The sequence below is a fragment of the bacterium genome (assembly GCA_035419245.1).
In the GTDB taxonomy this organism is placed as follows: Bacteria; Zhuqueibacterota; Zhuqueibacteria; order Residuimicrobiales; family Residuimicrobiaceae; genus JAKPUX01.
In genome coordinates this window covers 446349-463701 of record DAOLSP010000001.1, presented here as the reverse complement: position 1 = coordinate 463701, position 17353 = coordinate 446349, and the positions used below count along the sequence as shown (strand labels likewise).

General features: G+C 57.8%; 13 protein-coding genes. 8 read left to right on the top strand and 5 right to left on the bottom strand.

The annotated features are described in order from the left end of the window. The 5 genes from recF to PLH32_01820 are packed head-to-tail and all read left to right on the top strand — an operon-like array spanning position 1 to position 6623. The gene (gene recF / locus PLH32_01840) at positions 1-1143 is read left to right on the top strand and encodes a DNA replication/repair protein RecF (protein ID HQJ63333.1); all 1143 of its coding nucleotides are present in this window, start codon (positions 1-3) and stop codon (positions 1141-1143) included. Further along, the gene (locus PLH32_01835; protein ID HQJ63332.1) at positions 1130-1420 is read left to right on the top strand and encodes a DUF721 domain-containing protein; all 291 of its coding nucleotides are present in this window, start codon (positions 1130-1132) and stop codon (positions 1418-1420) included. Before recF ends, PLH32_01835 begins: the two co-directional genes overlap by 14 nt. Positions 1421-1439: 19 nt before the next feature. Further along, positions 1440-3356 (top strand): DNA topoisomerase (ATP-hydrolyzing) subunit B, encoded by a 1917-nt coding sequence (gyrB, locus tag PLH32_01830; protein HQJ63331.1) that lies wholly within the window; start codon positions 1440-1442, stop codon positions 3354-3356. Positions 3357-3386: 30 nt separating this feature from the next. Next, the gene (gyrA, locus tag PLH32_01825; GenBank protein ID HQJ63330.1) at positions 3387-5819 is read left to right on the top strand and encodes a DNA gyrase subunit A; all 2433 of its coding nucleotides are present in this window, start codon (positions 3387-3389) and stop codon (positions 5817-5819) included. Positions 5820-5858: 39 nt separating this feature from the next. After that, positions 5859-6623 carry a FecR family protein gene (locus PLH32_01820; GenBank protein HQJ63329.1) on the top strand — a complete coding sequence of 255 codons (765 nt, stop codon included), beginning with the start codon at positions 5859-5861 and terminating at the stop codon, positions 6621-6623. Here the strand turns inward: PLH32_01820 and PLH32_01815 are convergent, their stop codons facing one another. Then, a complete protein-coding gene (locus PLH32_01815) occupies positions 6624-9326 on the bottom strand; it encodes a patatin-like phospholipase family protein (protein ID HQJ63328.1) in 2703 nt (900 codons plus the stop codon). Between the two features lie 266 nt (positions 9327-9592). Here PLH32_01815 and PLH32_01810 point away from each other — a divergent pair, with 266 nt between their 5' ends. Both PLH32_01810 and PLH32_01805 read left to right on the top strand, forming a co-directional pair. Continuing rightward, positions 9593-10159: a biotin transporter BioY gene (locus PLH32_01810; GenBank protein HQJ63327.1), complete on the top strand. Its 567-nt coding sequence runs from the start codon at positions 9593-9595 to the stop codon at positions 10157-10159. Next, complete coding sequence (locus tag PLH32_01805; GenBank protein ID HQJ63326.1) at positions 10152-11123, top strand: BadF/BadG/BcrA/BcrD ATPase family protein; 972 nt, start codon at positions 10152-10154, stop codon at positions 11121-11123. The genes PLH32_01810 and PLH32_01805 overlap by 8 nt, the downstream gene beginning before the upstream one ends. A gap of 41 nt (positions 11124-11164) precedes the next feature. Here the strand turns inward: PLH32_01805 and PLH32_01800 are convergent, their stop codons facing one another. The 3 genes from PLH32_01800 to PLH32_01790 are packed head-to-tail and all read right to left on the bottom strand — an operon-like array spanning position 11165 to position 13478. After that, the gene (locus PLH32_01800) at positions 11165-12004 is read right to left on the bottom strand and encodes an LEA type 2 family protein (GenBank protein HQJ63325.1); all 840 of its coding nucleotides are present in this window, start codon (positions 12002-12004) and stop codon (positions 11165-11167) included. A gap of 13 nt (positions 12005-12017) precedes the next feature. Then, a complete protein-coding gene (gene deoC, locus PLH32_01795) occupies positions 12018-12716 on the bottom strand; it encodes a deoxyribose-phosphate aldolase (GenBank protein ID HQJ63324.1) in 699 nt (232 codons plus the stop codon). A 9-nt stretch (positions 12717-12725) separates the two neighbouring features. Then, a complete protein-coding gene (locus PLH32_01790; GenBank protein HQJ63323.1) occupies positions 12726-13478 on the bottom strand; it encodes a hypothetical protein in 753 nt (250 codons plus the stop codon). Between the two features lie 186 nt (positions 13479-13664). On the opposite strand from PLH32_01790, the gene gpmI reads away from it, so the two are divergent. Further along, on the top strand, positions 13665-15293 hold the full coding sequence (gene gpmI, locus PLH32_01785) for a 2,3-bisphosphoglycerate-independent phosphoglycerate mutase (GenBank protein HQJ63322.1): 1629 nt from the start codon (positions 13665-13667) through the stop codon (positions 15291-15293). Between the two features lie 81 nt (positions 15294-15374). On the opposite strand, the gene PLH32_01780 is transcribed toward gpmI, so the two are convergent. Continuing rightward, positions 15375-17291, bottom strand: a complete 1917-nt coding sequence (locus PLH32_01780) for a transketolase (GenBank protein ID HQJ63321.1) — start codon at positions 17289-17291, stop codon at positions 15375-15377. Positions 17292-17353 lie beyond the last annotated feature (62 nt).

Here is a 17353-nt window from a genome sequence, read left to right as displayed (position 1 = left end):
ATGGTCCTGCGCAGCCTAGTTATTGACGGTTTCCGTAATCTGGGTTTTCAGCGCCTTGAATTTTGCACTCATAAAAATTACCTTTTCGGCGAAAACGCTCAGGGCAAGACCAACCTGCTGGAAGTGATCTATCTTCTCTGTCTCTGCAAATCTTTTCGCACCAGCAGCGATGTCGAGATGGTTCGCACGGGAGCGGAGGGTTTCAGTATCACCGGCCATTTCAGCGGCGAGAAGGACATTGAGCACGAGATTCAATTGCGGTTTCAGACTGCATCCGGAAAACAGCTCGTCCTCGATGGCAAATCCGTGCATCAATTCTCACTCCTGGTGGGGCAATTTCCAGCAGTGGTTCTTTCTGTCGCCGATTATGACATCACGCATGGCTCCCCGCAGCAGCGCCGGCGCTTTTTCAATATTCTAGCATCCCAGTGTTCAGCCCGCTATCTGAACGATCTCAAAGAGTATGATAAAATCATCAAGCAGCGCAATCGCCTTCTCTGGCTTGCTCAAAGCGGCAAGACGCGGATGCGGGATGATCTATCGGTCTGGGATGAACAACTCATTGCCAGGGGGTCTGCCTTGATGCGCTTCCGCAAGGCTCTGGTCGAAGAGATGGCCGAGGTCCTCTCTGCACGGTATCAGCAGATTTCCGGCAGCGGCAGCGACCGCCTGACCATCACCTATCAACCCAATGTTGATTATCAAAATGGGACGGCGATCGAGGGGCTTTTCAGCGAGCAACTGCGTCGCTTACGCCACGCGGAAACTGCACGCGGCCTTTCTCTGGTGGGACCCCATCGTGATGAATTCCAGTTCTCTATCGGCGCGCGGCCGCTGCGGCACTATGGTTCCAGAGGGGAGCACAAAAGTGTCCTGATCAGCCTTAAGGCGACCGAACTGGAGGTGCTGCAGCGCCACTTGCACCGGACGCCTCTGTTGCTGCTCGACGATCTCTATGCTGAACTGGACCAGCGGCGCGGCGAGCGGGTCGTCGATCTCTTTTCCGAAGAGGGTCAATGTTTCATCTCCGGTACTTCCGCAGATTACGCGGCCGTGCAGCATCAGGTACACCGTGCGGAACAACAGCAGGTGTTTTTTGTTCGAGCAGGACAGATAGAACAGGCCGGCGATGGCCAAGGATAATACCCGGCATATCTCCCAGGATCTGGCGCAGCTGGTGCAAAAGCTGGGACTCGGCGAGCGGCTCCGGCAGCAGCGGGTGATCACGGAATGGCCGCGGCTGGTGGGGGAGCGCGTTGCCGCCATTTCCCACGCGGAACGATTACAGGATGGTGTACTCTTTGTGCGGGTTGCCTCCGCAACCTGGCGGACAGAACTGCTCTTTCAAAAAGCGCTGATACTGGAAAAAATACGCAGCACACTCGGAGAAAATCTCGTCAGGGAGATTCGTTTTATCTAAACTGGACAGTGCGAACAGCATGAACAATGCCAAAACCAGCAAATACGACGCCAGTCAGATTCAGGTCCTCAAGGGACTGGAAGCGGTGCGGATGCGGCCCGCGATGTACATCGGTGATGTCGCCGTGCGTGGCCTTCACCATCTGGTCAATGAGGTGGTAGATAACAGCATCGATGAAGCCTTGGGCGGCTTTTGTGATGAGATCGACGTGATCATCAACCAGGATGAGAGTGTATCCGTCATTGATAACGGCCGCGGCATCCCGGTGGACCTGCATCCGGAACAGAACCGATCCGCCCTCGAGGTGGTGATGACCATGCTGCACGCGGGCGGCAAGTTCGATAAAAAGGCCTACAAGGTTTCCGGCGGGCTCCACGGCGTCGGCGTCTCGGTGGTCAATGCCCTCTCCGAATGGTTGGTAGTCGAGGTCGCCCGCGATGGCAGCCTGTACCGACAGCGCTACCAACGCGGCGTCCCCGAAGGCCCCGTCAAGAAGGTGGGTTCGCGCAAGAGCACGGGTACCAAAGTGACCTTTCTGCCTGATGGTGAGATTTTTAAAAAACGCAAGTTCAGCTTCGAGATCCTCTCGGAACGGCTGCGCGAATTGGCCTTTCTCAATCCCAACCTGAAAATTTCCATTCTCGATGTCAAGAGCGGCAAAAGCAACAGATTCAAATATAAAGGCGGCCTGAGCGCTTTCATCGAGTACCTCGATCAGGGTCACAACACCATCACCAAGAGGCCCATTTTCCTGACCGGCGAGCGCGATAACATCCCGGTGGACATCGCCTTCTCCTATAATGATTCGTACAATGAGAATATCTATTCCTACGTCAACAACATCCACACGGTTGAGGGCGGGACGCATCTGGTAGGCTTTAAGGCGGCGCTGACGCGCACACTGAATAATTTTGCGGCCAAGAACAAGCTGCTCAAGAACGGTGATAATTCCTTGAGCGGCGAGGATGTGCGCGAGGGTTTGACCGCGGTCATCAGCGTCAAGATAACCGAACCGCAATTTGAGGGTCAAACCAAGACCCGTCTCGGCAACAGTGAAGTCAAGGGCATCGTCGAGGCCCTGGTCAATGAGCAGTTGGGCAAGTTCCTCGAGCAGAACGGTTCGATCGGTAAGCGCATCATCGAAAAATGTGTGGTGGCGGCGCGCTCGCGCGAGGCCGCCCGCAAGGCGCGCGAGCTGACCCGGAGAAAATCGGCGCTCGAAAACGACAGCCTCCCCGGCAAGCTGGCCGATTGCTCCTGGGCCGAGCCGGAGCGGACCGAACTGTTCATCGTGGAGGGCAATTCGGCCGGTGGCAGTGCCAAACAGGGACGGGACCGCCGATTCCAGGCCATCCTTCCCCTGCGGGGCAAGATTCTCAATGTGGAGAAGGCCCGCTTGGATAAAATGCTCTCCAACGAGGAGATCCGCACCATTGTCTCCGCCCTGGGCACCGGCATCGGCCGCGATGATTTTCAGGCGGAGCGGATTCGTTACCACAAGATCATCATCATGACCGATGCCGATGTTGACGGATCGCACATCCGCACTCTCTTGCTCACCTTCTTTTTCCGACACATGCGGCCGATCATCGAACAGGGGTATCTCTACATTGCCCAGCCGCCGCTCTACCGCATTGCCAGCGGCTCCGAGGAGCAGTACGCGTACGATGAAGAGGAAGTACAAAAGATCCAGGAAAAATACCGGCAGCAAAACAAAAATGCCGCGATTCAGCGTTACAAGGGGCTGGGCGAGATGAATCCGCCGCAGCTCTGGAAGACCACCATGGATCCGCAAAACCGCACGCTGCTGCAAGTAACGGTGGAGGAAGCCTTCGAAGCGGATCATATCTTCTCGATGTTGATGGGCGACGATGTCGATCTGCGCCGCCAGTTCATCGAGGAGAATGCCCGATACGTGCGCAATCTCGATGTTTGAGGCACCGTCCCATATAAATGACGAAAAGAGATGACACAATCTAGCGAAAAGATCCTCCCGGTATTTATCGAAGAGGAGATGAAGAGTTCCTACATCGATTATTCGATGTCGGTCATTGTCGCCCGCGCTCTACCCGATGTGCGTGATGGCCTCAAGCCGGTGCACCGCCGCGTGCTCTTTGGCATGCTCGGGCTCGGCATCCGCTCCAATTCAGCCTACAAAAAGAGCGCGCGTATCGTCGGTGAGGTGCTCGGCAAGTACCATCCCCACGGCGATACGGCGGTATATGACGCCATGGTGCGCATGGTGCAAGATTTTTCCCTGCGCTACCCCCTGGTCGATGGGCAGGGCAATTTCGGCTCGATCGACGGGGATGCCCCGGCGGCGATGCGGTATACCGAAGCCCGCCTGGCGCCCATCGCAGACGAGGTGCTGCGCGATATCGAGAAGGATACCGTCGACTTCGTCCCCAATTTTGACGATTCGCTCAAGGAGCCGCTGGTACTGCCGGCGCTGCTGCCGACGCTGCTGGTCAACGGGGCGGCGGGCATCGCCGTTGGCATGGCGACCAACATCCCGCCCCACAACCTTCGCGAGGTGGTCGATGCCCTGGTCGCGTTGATCGAGAAACCGGACTTGAAGCCGGAGGAGATCCGCAAGTTCATGAAAGGCCCCGATTTTCCCACCGGGGCCATCATCGCAGGTGATGAGGAGATCGCGGCTTATTTCAAGCATGGCCGCGGCAAACTGACGGTACGCGCGCGGGTTCATGTGGAAGAAGTCAGCGGCGGCCGCCATCGCATTGTCGTCACCGAGATCCCCTATCAGGTCAATAAGACCTCCCTGATCGAGCGCGTCGCCGAGATGGTGCGCGAAAAGAAGATCGACGGACTTTACGACATCCGCGATGAATCGGACCGCGATGGCATGCGTATTGTCTTCGAGTTGCGCAAGGAGGCGGAGGCCGAGACTGTGCTCAAGGATCTCTTCCGCTATACCCAGATGCAGACCACCTTCGGGGTCATCCTGCTGGCGCTGGTCAACGGGGAGCCAAAGGTCCTCAACGTCAAACAGATGCTGGCGGAGTTTCTTAAATTCCGCCATGAAGTGATCCTGCGCCGCTGCAAATTCGAATTGGAAAAGGCCGAGCAGCGTGCCCATATCCTGGAGGGGCTGAAAATCGCGCTCGACAACATCGACGCGGTCATTGCTTTGATCAAAAAAGCGAAAGATGTGGACACCGCACGCACGGGGCTGATGAAGAATTTCAGGCTCTCAGAAATTCAAGCCCAGGCCATCCTCGATATGCGGCTGCAGCGCCTAACCGGTCTGGAGCGCAAAAAGATCGAGGATGAATACAAGGAGCTGATCAAGCTGATCCAGAAGCTCAAATCCCTTCTCGCGAGTAAATCCCTGCGCATGCAGCTGATCAAGGAGGAACTGCTGCAGTTGAAAGAGCGCTATGGCGACAACCGGCGCACCCAGATTCTCAGCCGCAGTTCTGGCGGCGAGCAGTCGCTGCAGGAGATGGTCTCGGATGAAGAGTTCATCGTCGCCCTGACTCGGCGGGGAAGGATTGGCCGCTTCAGCCCGGCCGATTACAGTGCCGAAGCCGTAGCCGGCCTTCTCGCCGAAAAGGATTATCTCCGCTTTGCGCTGCGCGCACTCAACAGTCAGCTCCTGCTTTTCATCTGCCGTTCCGGTCGCGCCTATCTCTCACGCACCAGCTTTATTCGCCTTGCATCGGAGGCGGTCAAGGACGGAGAGATCGAACGACTGCTCCACTTCAAAGGGGCTGAAGAGATCATCGCCTGCTTCGAGTTGCCGAAACCGGAGGGGGAGCGATTTCTTTTTCTCGCCACCCGGCAGGGTCTGGTGAAAAAGGTCAATCTGGAGGAGTTGTTGCGGATCCGTGAGGGTGGCTTGCCGGTGATCGGGCTGCGTGAAGATGATGTATTAGCCGGAGCAGGTATGACAGACGGCAAGGCGCAACTGCTGCTGGCGACGCAGCAGGGCAAGAGCATCCGTTTCTCGGAGGAGGATGTCCGCGACATGGGAGCTGCCGCAGGCGGCATTAAAGGGATCGAATTGGATCAGAATGATCAGGTGATCAGTCTGGTGGTACTGCAGCACGAGGAGGCGGCGGTGATGAGCGTGACCCGTCTCGGTTTCGGCAAGCGCAGCGCGCTGGAGGAGTACAGCGTGATCAAGCGCGGCGGCAAGGGCATCGTCAACTACAAATGCTCGGAAAAAACGGGTGAGGTGGCCGGAGTGCTGGAAGCCAGGGCACAGGATCTTTTCCTTGTCGTGACCAAAAAAGGCAAACTGAAACGGATCAAGGGCAAAGAGATCAAGATGGGCAGCCGGTCGGCCCAGGGCGCCGCGCTGGTCAACATTGTCAAGGGCGACGAAATCGTCGAGGTTTTTGCATTGCCGGATCCGCAGGGCAAAAAGCGTTCCTGATCGGGGTTGTTCCTTTCACGCTTGTTTGGAGGTGTGAACATGGGAGGCACCACACGATGTGGCAGGATGGTGCGGGCCGGCCTATTTCTTCTGGCCGCTGCAGGGTTTCGCTTCGTCTTGAGCGGGGAGCAGCCCGTCGGCGCCGGGGTCGTTACGTACGTTGAAGGATCGGCCAAGAAGCAGAAGCGGGCGGAGAGCGACTGGTACAGTGTAATCAAGGATTCGCCGGTCGTCTCCGGGGAGCGGGTGCGCACCTTCGCCGAATCGCGCGCCGAATTGGAGATCGCGCACCTGGACCGGATCCGGATGGCGCCGCGCACAACGATCGATATCCTGAAGCTCTATGAAGAATCGCGGGAGCAGCAGCGCGAGTCGCAGATCCTGCTGCAATCCGGGGATCTGTGGGCGCACATCGGCAAGAAGGATGAAAAGCACGTTTTTTCCATAACCACCCCGGTAGCCGCCGCAGCCATTACCGGGACGACCTTGCGTCTCAGCGTTGCCGCCGACTCGAGCGCCGAACTTCGGGTCTACTCCGGAGAGGTGGTGTTGCAGCGGGTCGCGCCAGTGCGTGCGGCCGTGCAGGGAGGGGTGGCGCCGCAGCAGGTTCCCGGTCCGGTCGAGGTGGCAGCGCCGCACGCAGTCTCTCTGGAGGAATGGACGCTGATCGTAAGGAGCATGCAGAAGGTTCGGGTCAACAGTGGCGGGCAGGTGGTCCAGAACAGCGCTTTCAACCGCAGCGACGCGGATGAGCAGAGCGCCTGGGTGCAGTGGAACCTGGAGCGCGATCAGGCGCGGCGCTGATTAAAAGTTGTATCCCGCGGAAAAGTAGAAGCGTTTGCTGCCATTGCTGGCCCGGCCATAGGCGATGGAAATGGGCCCGACCAGGGTACGCGCGATTAGGGCCACACCGCGGCCAGAAATGAAGTCGCTGCCCTTGACATCGACGGAATTCTGCCAGACCGCACCGAAATCGAGGCGGGTGGCAAAGTAAATACTGAGGTAATTTTTCCACGGCAGCAGGTATCGATATTCCAGACTCCCCAAAATCAGATTACGCCCGCACCATTCCTCCTCCCTCAAACCATAGAAGGAGTTCTCCCCTCCGATTTTATACTGTTCTGAGAAGGGTGTGGTCAGATCCGCTGTAGACCAGAAGAGACGGGGTGAGAAGGTGCTGCGGCTATGCCAGGTCCAGTAGCTGGTGAACTGGTTCTGTACCTTGAAATAGGAGATATCGGAGCCGAGAAAGGTGCCGGAAGAGAGTTCATAGCTGAAGGAAAAATATTTACCCTGTTTGGGAAATAACGCCTGATCGCGGGTATCGACGACGCTGGTGAGACCTATGGAATTAACCAGCAGGCGACCGGAGGAGGGGCCGATGCCGGAGAGGGTGTGGAGATGGGTTTTCTCCAGGCGCATGAAACCGGAGAGCTGGCCGAGGCGGGCGAGCTGCATGCCCAAACTGAAGAAAGCGCCACGAGTGTGCCGTTCATACTCGCCGACGCCGGTGAAATTCAGATAATGAAAGCGCTTGGCGTACTCCTTCTTGATAAGGATCTGGCTGGTGAGATTGGATTTGAAGAGGCGGTTGGTGTTCAGCTGCAAAAATGTTTTTTGATCGCGCCCCCCGTACTGTCCGTGCCAGGTCAGATCATTGGCGGTACCGAAGATATTGTCGTTGGCGACTTCAACCAGCGCGCGGCCGTTGCGTTCCACATCATAGTGGCCGCCGAGCCGCAGGATGGTGTACTGCTTTTCTGTCAACCGCACGACGATCTCCCAGCCCTCAGGGCCGGATTGAGGCAGGAGGGTGACCGCGTTGAAGAGGCCCGTGCCGAACAGATTGTTGACAGCGACCTGTGCCTGCTCCCGCTGAAAGAGATCACCCCTTCTGACGGAAAAGTCGCGCTCAAGCACCCACGACTGGGTGACCTCGGCCCCTTCGAAGAGAACGCGGGCGATTTTCCCTTCGTCGATCCAGAGGTCGGCGATTCCGCTCGTTTCCTCAAAGCGGACCTTTTTCACCTCCGCCAGGGAATAACCGCCTTCGCGGTAGCGGTGGATCAGTTCTGTCAGGGCTTCACGTGCCTGATGCCGATTGAGCGGCCGGCCCATTTGCAGGGCGAAAGGGAGGAGGAGGAGACTGTCGGGCATGACCGTATTGCCATGGAGGCGGATCTCCTTGAGTTCCGGATAGGGCAGCAGGTCATAGATCAGGGTGGTGTCCGGACCATCGACCTGGATGCGCGCGGTCACATCGCGGAAATAGCCCGTTTCGTACAAGGTGACGAGGTTGGCCTGGATGTCCGCACGCGTATAGGACCGGCTGGTCCTGGTATCGATGAGTTCGGAATAGCCGAGCCGGAGAGTGCTCTCGAAAGCAATTTTGTTCAACTTGAACGAGTCGGCATCGGGCGGGGCCATGGCTTGGGCTTTTTTCTCGATCAGGCTTTGCAGCTGCGGAATGATCTCCAGAGTCTGGGCGCGCGCCTGTTCGTAAAGGAGCTTGATGGCCGCTTGGTGGGTCAGGGAATCGGGAAATTGGCGGAATGAAAGGACCAGATCGGCTTTATCGAGTTGTGCGAGATTGTGTTCCTGCTGCATGATGGTTGTGACCTGATCCAGCAGTTTCCATGGCAGTTTGATATCGTCGCGGCGGCGCAGGTTGGCGGTGCAATCGACGGCGAGAACGATATCGGCACCCATGGCGCGCGTTTCCTCGACAGGCAGGTTATCGAGCAGACCGCCGTCGACAAGGAGCGAATTTTCATATTCCACCGGAAAGAGCAGTAGCGGTACCGCGATAGAGGCGCGCATGGCCTCGATCAGATTGCCGCGCTGCAGGACGACCTTTTCGCCCTTGAGCAGATCGGTGGCAATGATTTTCAGAGGTACGCGCAGCCGGCTGAAATCGGATTGATGCAGCGGGGCGTTGAGGAGCAGATCGGATAAGGTATTGGTGATATTTTGACCCGGCGTTACGGCTTCAGGAAGGGTAAATTTGCCACCCGCCATTCGCAACTGCAGAAAGGCCCGGCTCTGCTTTTGCTTCTCTGCCAGAAATTGGCTGGAGCGGTTGGGAGTATCGTCGAGGAGATCGGCGATATTAAGGCCTTGAAGGATCTTCCATAACTCCGCAGGCGAGTATCCGGAGGCGTAGAGGCCGCCGATGATCGAGCCCATGCTGGTGCCGGCGATATAATCGATCGGGATGTTGTGCTCCTCGAGAACCTCCAGTACCCCGATCTGAGCGAGGCCGCGCAAACCACCGCCGCTGAGGGTCACTCCTACAGTCGGCCGGATTGGCCGCTCCTCATCGACAAAGGAGAAAGGCGAAAATGCGGCCTGCCGCTGCAAGGTGATGGTCGTCAGGGTTTGCGGCCAGACCGGCCCAGCGGCGAGGAACAGCAGGATGAAAAGACCCATAACGCGGCCCATCTCGCGAGCCGGTGACATTCCCGGCGCAGCATATCGACAAGGGCCGAGCAGTGTCATACCCATCATGCGGTCACCTGAGTGCGCTAAAAAAACCGGAGGAGTTCCGGCATCGTCTATTAATAAATAAGGTGCAAAGCCTTCCCCCGGGCTACAACCGTCCGGAGAATGCGCTGCACCTTGAACGTCCATTCATCGCTTGAGGATAATATATCAAAGCGGCGGGGTAAATGCAACAGCAAAATGGCTCAATGCCATTAAAACCGCACCGCCGGAGGCGCCCTGGCCCCGCCGGCACAGCGGGTCAGGAGGAGGGCTTGCGCGGGAGGAGACCCATGATTAAACCCTCGACGCGTACCCTGGCGGGGATGGCGTTTATGACCGCATTGACCTGCTTTGGTTCTTTGTTGCGCATCCCCTTTTATCCGGTGCCGGTATCGCTGCAGAGTCTCTTCCCGCTCCTGGCGGGCACTCTTTTCACCCCTGGGGCAGCGGCGGTGACGCAGGGGATCTATCTTTTGCTCGGCCTGATGGGCTTGCCGCTTTTCAACCAGGGAGGGGGTCCTTCCTACCTCTTGCAGCCCACTTTTGGCTATCTTGCGGCGATGCCGCTTGCGGCAGCCCTGGTGGCCACAGGCAGGGCCAGACTGAAGCGCGTCCATTTCTCCGCGCTCCTGCTGCTGATGGCAGCTACGACGCTTTTTTTGCTTGTCTTTGGGACTTTATGGTTGTATTTTTCTTTCAGGTGGTTCACAGGCAAGGCCCTGCCGTTTTCTGGTGCCTTGATGGCAGGAATGGTCCCTTTTCTGCCGGTAGAGGCGCTTAAAGTGGCCGCGGCCGCCCTGATCGGCTGCAAACTGGAGACACGGATCGAACGACAGAGGAGGGAGGGTCATGGCTAAACGGATCATCGGTTTGGACGGCGGCGGTACAGCGACCAAAGGCATTATGATCGATGCGCAGGGTAGGTTGCTGGCGCGCGCCACTGGCAAGTCGTCCAATATTCAGGCCATCGGTTTCGAGCGCCTCGGAGAGAACCTGGCCGCGCTGGTCCATAACCTGGCAGCTGCAGCTGGATGTAGTGCAGCGGAGGTCGATCATCTCTATGCCGGCCTGGCCGGCGCGGGCCGGCCGGCGGACCGCGAAGCCATCTCCCTCCAATTCCGCTCGCGAGGATTGGCCCGACATCACACCATCGACACGGACGCGGCTGCGGCTCTGGCTGGCGCCTTTGGTGGCGGTCCGGGAATTATTGTCATATCTGGCACGGGTTCCATCTGTTTTGGCAAGGACGAAAAGGGGACACTCTACCGCTGCGGAGGCTGGGGATTCAAGCTGGGCGATGAGGGAAGCGGCTATTATATCGGACAGCAGGCCTTGATCGCGGCGTTGAAGGATCTGGACGGCCGTGGACCGAAAACGGTGCTGCGGGAACATTACGAGAAAAAATATGGCTTGAGCAGCATCGATCTGATCATCTCGCAAATATACGCCGATAAAATCGACCGCACCGAGCTTGCCAGCAATGCGCCGGCAGTTTTTGCGGCCGCCGAGCAAGGGGATGTTGCAGCTCGGGGGATCATTGAAAGCGCCGGCCGTGAGATTGGCAGGTTGGTGGCAGGTGCTGCGAGGCGGATGGACCGCGAGGGTCGGGAAGTCGATGTAGCGTTGATCGGCAGCATCTTTCATCAACGCCAGGTCCTGCTGCCTTTCATGGAGGAAGAGGTTCTCAAGGTGGTTTCCAGCGTCCATTTTATTGATCCCCGCTTCGAGCCCGCTGCAGGCGCCTGCATTTTGGGGCTGCAAAAGGAGGAGATCCCGATCACACCCGAACTTCTGGAGCGAATGGAAAAGGCCCTCAAGTGAGGGCCTTTTTAATGTATGCTGTCTTGCGCGGAGAAAGTGCTCTATTTGAAAATGGTCACCTTTTGCGCGGTCTCGAGCGGGAGATTCAGCAGTCCGAAGGGGGTATTGAGGCCCGCCCCGCCGGAGATCGCGCAGTCGATGACGCCACCTGTCAGGGCATTCTTCAGCGAGGCAGCCGCTCCGGCGAAATCGATTTTGATGGGCAGAATGATCTCCCCCGATCCCTTTTGCGGGACCGAGACCATATTCTGGCTCACGCCTGATGCCACCAGCTGACGGGCGAGCTTGACGGCATAATTCAGCTTGCCGATATCAAAAGCGAAGGCGTTGGGATTTTTCATTTTTAGGGCGAGATTAAGGTCGATGCCGCTCAGGTCGAGCTTATTAACCGTGAGGCTGCCGAGCGATACTTCGGGGATGCGCAGATTCGGCATGGTGCCAGTCTTGGAGAAAGGAATGGACATGCCGGCCAGCAGGCCACCGGGATTAAGGGAGCCGCTGATATGGTATTTGAGCGAATCGAGAGATTTAGTATTCTGGGCCAGCCGGTAGATCTCGTTGAAATTAAGGGTGATCGGTATATGGGCGTGTCCGTCTCCTTGAGCGGGCACCGCAAAGCTGGAGGTGTTGTTACCTGAAAAAAGTTCCTTGTCCTCGAGGAGAAATTTGTAGCTGAAGCCCAGGAGGGAGACGCCGAAGGCGTTGGGATTGTGCACCTTGAGGTCGAAATCGAGGGTCACAGCATCGAAGGAAAGACTTTGCAGGCCGACGTTGGCGATGCTAACGCTGGGGGTACGAACCAGTTGCTGTAGTCCGGTGCAGGCCAACAATAGAGCGAAGGCAGGGATGATGAGACAGAGGACAAGTCTTATGGTCTTCATAATGGAGTTCCTGTTATGATTTCATGGCGGTGATGATGTCGATGCTCGCGCTGGCACCGATGCGGTTAGCGCCGGCGCCGATCATCGCCAGTGCGGTTTTCAGATCGCGGATGCCACCGGAGGCTTTGACTCCGAGGGCATCGCCGATGCAGCGGCGCATCAGCGCGACATCGGCGACGGTGGCGCCGGTCTTGCCAAACCCGGTCGAGGTTTTAACAAACCGCGCGCCTGCGGCGCGGCTCAGTGCGCACGCGGTTATCTTCTCCTCCTCGCTGAGCAGACAGGTCTCGAGGATAACCTTCACCGTATGGGGTGCGGCCGCGCGGACAACGCTGGCGATGTCGTTCAGCACCTGATCCTGGTATCCCGATTTCAGCCAGCCTGCATGAAGGACCATATCGATCTCTGTTGCCCCCTCCGCAATCGCTCGGTTGGTCTCCTCGACCTTGCTTTCGGTCTGGATGGCGCCGAGGGGAAAGCCGACCACGGTGCACACCGGTATGCCGGAACCGCTGAGACGTGCCGCACAAAAACGGACCCAGGAGGGATTGACACAAACCGAGGCGAAGCGATAGGTTGCCGCTTCGCGGCAGAGTTGTTCGAACTGAGATGCAACCGCTTCCGGTTTGAGCAGGGTATGATCGATAAGTCCGGCCAAGGTCGCCGGAGTCAGGGATTCGGGATGAGGTGGAAGATAGGAAGGGGTAGGCATGGGTTCCTCTCAAGAGGCGGGGGCCAATCTGCCGGCGCTACCGAGCAGCAGCGGCAGCAGCGCAGTTATCGGGAGTGACCCGAGCGCGCCGGTGCTGCATGCTATTTCATCGTAAGTTTGGACCATATCATATCGGGTCGTGCTGCTCTGGATCATCACCGGCACGGGATGCCAGCTGATCGATCCCAGGGCACTCGGACAGGAATGGTCGCCGCAGACGGCGAGTACCGCCGGCTCGGGTTGCAGCAGCTGTGAAACGCAAAGATCGAATTCTTCGATGGTTTTGATCTTTTCATAGTACCCGCCGAGGAGTCCCTCTTTTTCAGGGGCGGCGTAATGGATGATGATAAAATCCCGGCCGGCCAGTTCTTCACATCCGCGGCGGATCAACTCAGCGGGATCATCAGGCGTGTGCAGCGCGGTGATGCCCGCCCGGGAGAAGAGCTCAAGATAATCGGCGCGGGAGGAGATGGCGCAGGCCTGGAGGCCAAGTTCGCTTTTCCAGTCTGGGGCTTTTTCCCCCTGCCAGCCGAGCAGCCTTTTGAGGGCGGCGTGTGGTGCTGGGGTTATGCCCACGGCGACCGGATGAAGCAGGCCACACTGGGACTTGCGCGCCAGGGCATTCAGGTGCGGCCGGTGTGCCTGTTGCAGTTCGGTGAGCAAATTGGGGCCTGACTGGAGGCCGCCGATGCCGCCAAGAAGAAGCAGGACAATTTGCTGGTCACTGGGCTGAATGAGGGGAATCCATTCCGGATAGAGCATGCGGTAATTTCCCGTGGGCTGTTGGCCTGATCGATTGACTCCTCAAGATAAACTTTTTTAACTATTATATCAATTAATTTCTTGGGCGGACGACGGCGCGCGAAGAAGCGCTTTTACCTGAACAAAATTATTGTTATCTTGTACTTTCAATCCTGATCGAATGCAATGAAACGAGAGGTGAAAACCATGTCGCTCGAATTGAAGAAATTGGCCCATTTTAGCGGCCGGCCCGGTCCCCTCCTGCTGATCATCATGGATGGTATTGGTCTGGGGAAGCAGGATGAATCCAATGCCGTTTATCAAGCAAAAACCCCGCTTTTGGATCGGCTCTTCAGCAGTCGTTTTTTTACTTCCCTTAAAGCCCATGGTACGGCTGTCGGACTGCCGAGCGATGAGGATATGGGCAACAGCGAAGTCGGCCATAATGCCATCGGCGCCGGGCGGGTCTTCGCCCAGGGCGCGAAGCTGGTGGATGCCTCGATCGCCAACGGCAGGATTTTTTCAACACCCATCTGGCATAAACTGCTGGAGAGGGCGCATCACGGAGGCACCCTCCACTTCATCGGTCTGCTCTCCGATGGCAACGTCCATTCGCATATCAAACAGCTCTTTGCCCTTCTGGAAAATTGTGCCGCGAGCGGCGTCAAGCGGGTACGTTTACACATCCTTCTGGACGGTCGCGATGTTGGCGCCAAAACCGCACTGACCTATATTGAACCGACCGAAGCGCTGCTTAGCCGCCTTAATAGGCAATCGGGCTGTGATTACCGCATTGCTTCCGGGGGCGGGCGCATGGTAACGACCATGGATCGTTACAACGCCGACTGGAGCGTTGTCCAGCGCGGATGGGATGCCCATGTCCTCGGCCAGGGCCGCGGCTTCGTCTCGGCTGCTGCAGCGGTGGAGACCTTCTACCGCGAAGATGCCCAGATCACCGATCAGTATCTTCCAGCCTTTGTTATCGTCGATGAGGCTGGCAAGCCGGTCGGCACGATAGAGGATGGCGATGGAGTTGTCGATTTCAACTTTCGCGGCGACCGGGCGATTGAGATCTCGCGGGCTTTCGAGGAGAAGGATTTCTCGGAATTTGACCGCCAGCGTTACCCTGATGTCCTCTATGCAGGGATGATGGAATATGACGGCGATCTGCATATCCCTCGCAACTATCTGGTCTCTCCCCCCGAGATTGATCAGGTCCTCTCGGAGTACCTTTGCGCCAACGGGATTTCCTCCTTCGCCCTTTCGGAGACCCAGAAATACGGGCATGTTACCTACTTCTGGAATGGCAACCGCTCCGGTTACATCGATGACAAGCTCGAGAGATTCGTCGAGATCCCCTCGGACAAAGTCCAGTTTGACAAGGCTCCGAATATGAAGGCCTTCGAGATCACGGATGAGGCGGAGAACCTGCTGCGCAGCGGCCACTATCGATTCGGCCGTGTCAACTTTGCCAACGGCGACATGGTCGGCCATACCGGTGTGATGGAGGCGGCGATCACAGCCGTGGAGACCGTCGACCACTGCGTCGGCCAGCTGATCGAGGTAGTCCGGGCGCTCAAAGGGATCGCGGTGATCACGGCAGATCACGGCAACGCCGATGAGATGTTCACGGTCAAGAATGGCATCAAGTCCGTCAAGACCGCACACACGCTTAATCCGGTCCCCTTCGTGATCGTCGATCCCCTCTATGCCGGCGAGTATGAGATGGCTGCGGTCGCCCATCCCGGGCTCAGCAATATTGCGGCAACCCTCCTCAATCTGCTCGGTTATGAAGCGCCGGCGGATTACGATCCCGCGTTGATCCGCGTCCGGTAAAAATACCGCCTTGCAACGGCAAATATAAAAGCCTCTCCGATCCTGCACCGAAGAGGCTTTTTTAGTTTGGGACGAAGGCGGTTATTTCAGCGCCGTTCGGATGGTATGAGCGACGTTTTCCGGATCAAGACCTTGGCTTTTGTAGAGTTCATCAGGGATGCCGGAGCTGCCATAGCGGGAGATGCCAAGCTTGACGAGTTTGCAGCCGATTCCCGCGGCAGCAAGGCTGTTGGCCACGGCGCTGCCGAGTCCGGTATGGACATTATGGTCTTCATAGGTCACGATCAGCCCGCTCTTGGCGGCCAGGGTAATGGCTTCCAGATCGGGATCAGTCGGACAAGACATGGAGAAGACCATGATATCGATCCCTTCGGCCTGGAGGAGCTCCCAGGCCTTTACAGCGCGGCCGACCATCCCGCCCATGGCGATAATGGCGGCCTGAAGGCCATTGCGGATCAAGTCGGCCTTGCCGTATCTAAAGGTGTAGCCCTCTCCATAAAAAGGCTGGCCTGCTTCGTTGAGCACCATCCCCATTTTTGAACGCCCCATGGCGAGCAAGAAATTGCCCGGCGTGGCGGAGAGGTAACGGGTCGCCCGGTCGGTCTGGTTTGGATCGGCCGGGACGATGACCTTGAACCCGAAGAAATTCTGGAACGCCCCGACATAGTCGATGCTCTGGTGGGTTTTGCCGTCTTCCCCGACATCGAGACCGACATGGGTGCAGATCACTTTGTAATTGGCGCCATTGATGTCATTGAGGCGGTGCTGATTGAAGGTTTCCGCAACGCCAAAGACTCCAAAATCGGCGAAGTAGGTCAAGACTCCTTCGGCTGAGCAGGCTCCGGCGATGGCGGCGGTGTTGTGTTCCTGGATGCCGCCCTGGAAGAAAACATCCGGAAAGTTCTTGGCGATTTGCGTGGTTTTGACGGAAGGGCCCAGGTCGCAGTCAAAAACCGCGATCGGCAAGCGGCCGTGGTTGGCGGCGACGAGATCATCCAGGGCGCTGCCCCAGCCGCTGCGATTGTCGGTTTTTTCAGCCGCGCCATAGGTGCGGGGTGTGCCTGGATCCGCCGTCGCTGCCAAGTGGGGTCGCCGCGGCAGTACAACTGCCGGATTGTGCTCCTTGCGGCGCTGCGCCAGCATATCGAGATCGTCGGGCAAGCCGAGCAGTGCGAGGGCCTTGCGGCACTCCTCGAGGGGCAGGGCCTGACCGTGCCATTTGTGGTCATTTTCCATGAAGGGGACGCCCTTGCTCATCACCGTATGGGCGAGAATCATCACCGGCACCGGGAGGCGGTGCGCCTCGCGGAGGGCCTGATAGATGGCCTGAAAATCGTGTCCGTCGATCTCAAGAACGCGCCAACCATCCGCCTCCCAGCCGGCGCGGATGTGCTGGGGCATCACTTTTTCGATGGATCCGCTGATCTGCAGCCGGTTGTAATCGACGATAACCGTGGCGTTATCAAACCCGTATTTAACAGCAAAGCGCCGCGCCTCGGCGATCTGGCCTTTCTGTTGCTCGCCGTCGCCCATGAAGCCGTAAAGCCGGACCTGATGGCCCTGCAGGCGGGCGCCGAGGCCGAGTCCCAACAGGGCTGAGAGACCCTGACCGAGATTACCTGTGCCCCAATCGACGCCGGGGACCTCGCGTTCGACGTGGCCTTCAAAGGGGGAGTTGGTCTGCCGGAAATGGGCGACGGCATCCTCGATATGGAAAAAGCCGAGACGGCCCAGCGCGGAGAAGACGCCAGGCGAGGTATGACCGTGGCTGGTGACGATGCGGTCGCGCGCCGGTGCGAAGGGATCCTGCGGATCGACGTGGGCCATGGAAAAAACGGTCAAATAGAAATCGATCGAAGACATGCTGCCGCCGGGGTGGCCGCTAGCCGCCAGTGTCGTCATCTTGAGGATATCGCCGCGGCACTGACGGGCAAGTTCTTGCAGCTCCGCCAGCGTGGATGCTGAAAGGGCTTCCTGGTCAAAGGATCTCGGGATCATGGTGTTCTCCTGAAGAAAGTTGAAGATGCAAAGTATTAAAAAAAAGTATTTGTTGCAAGGTA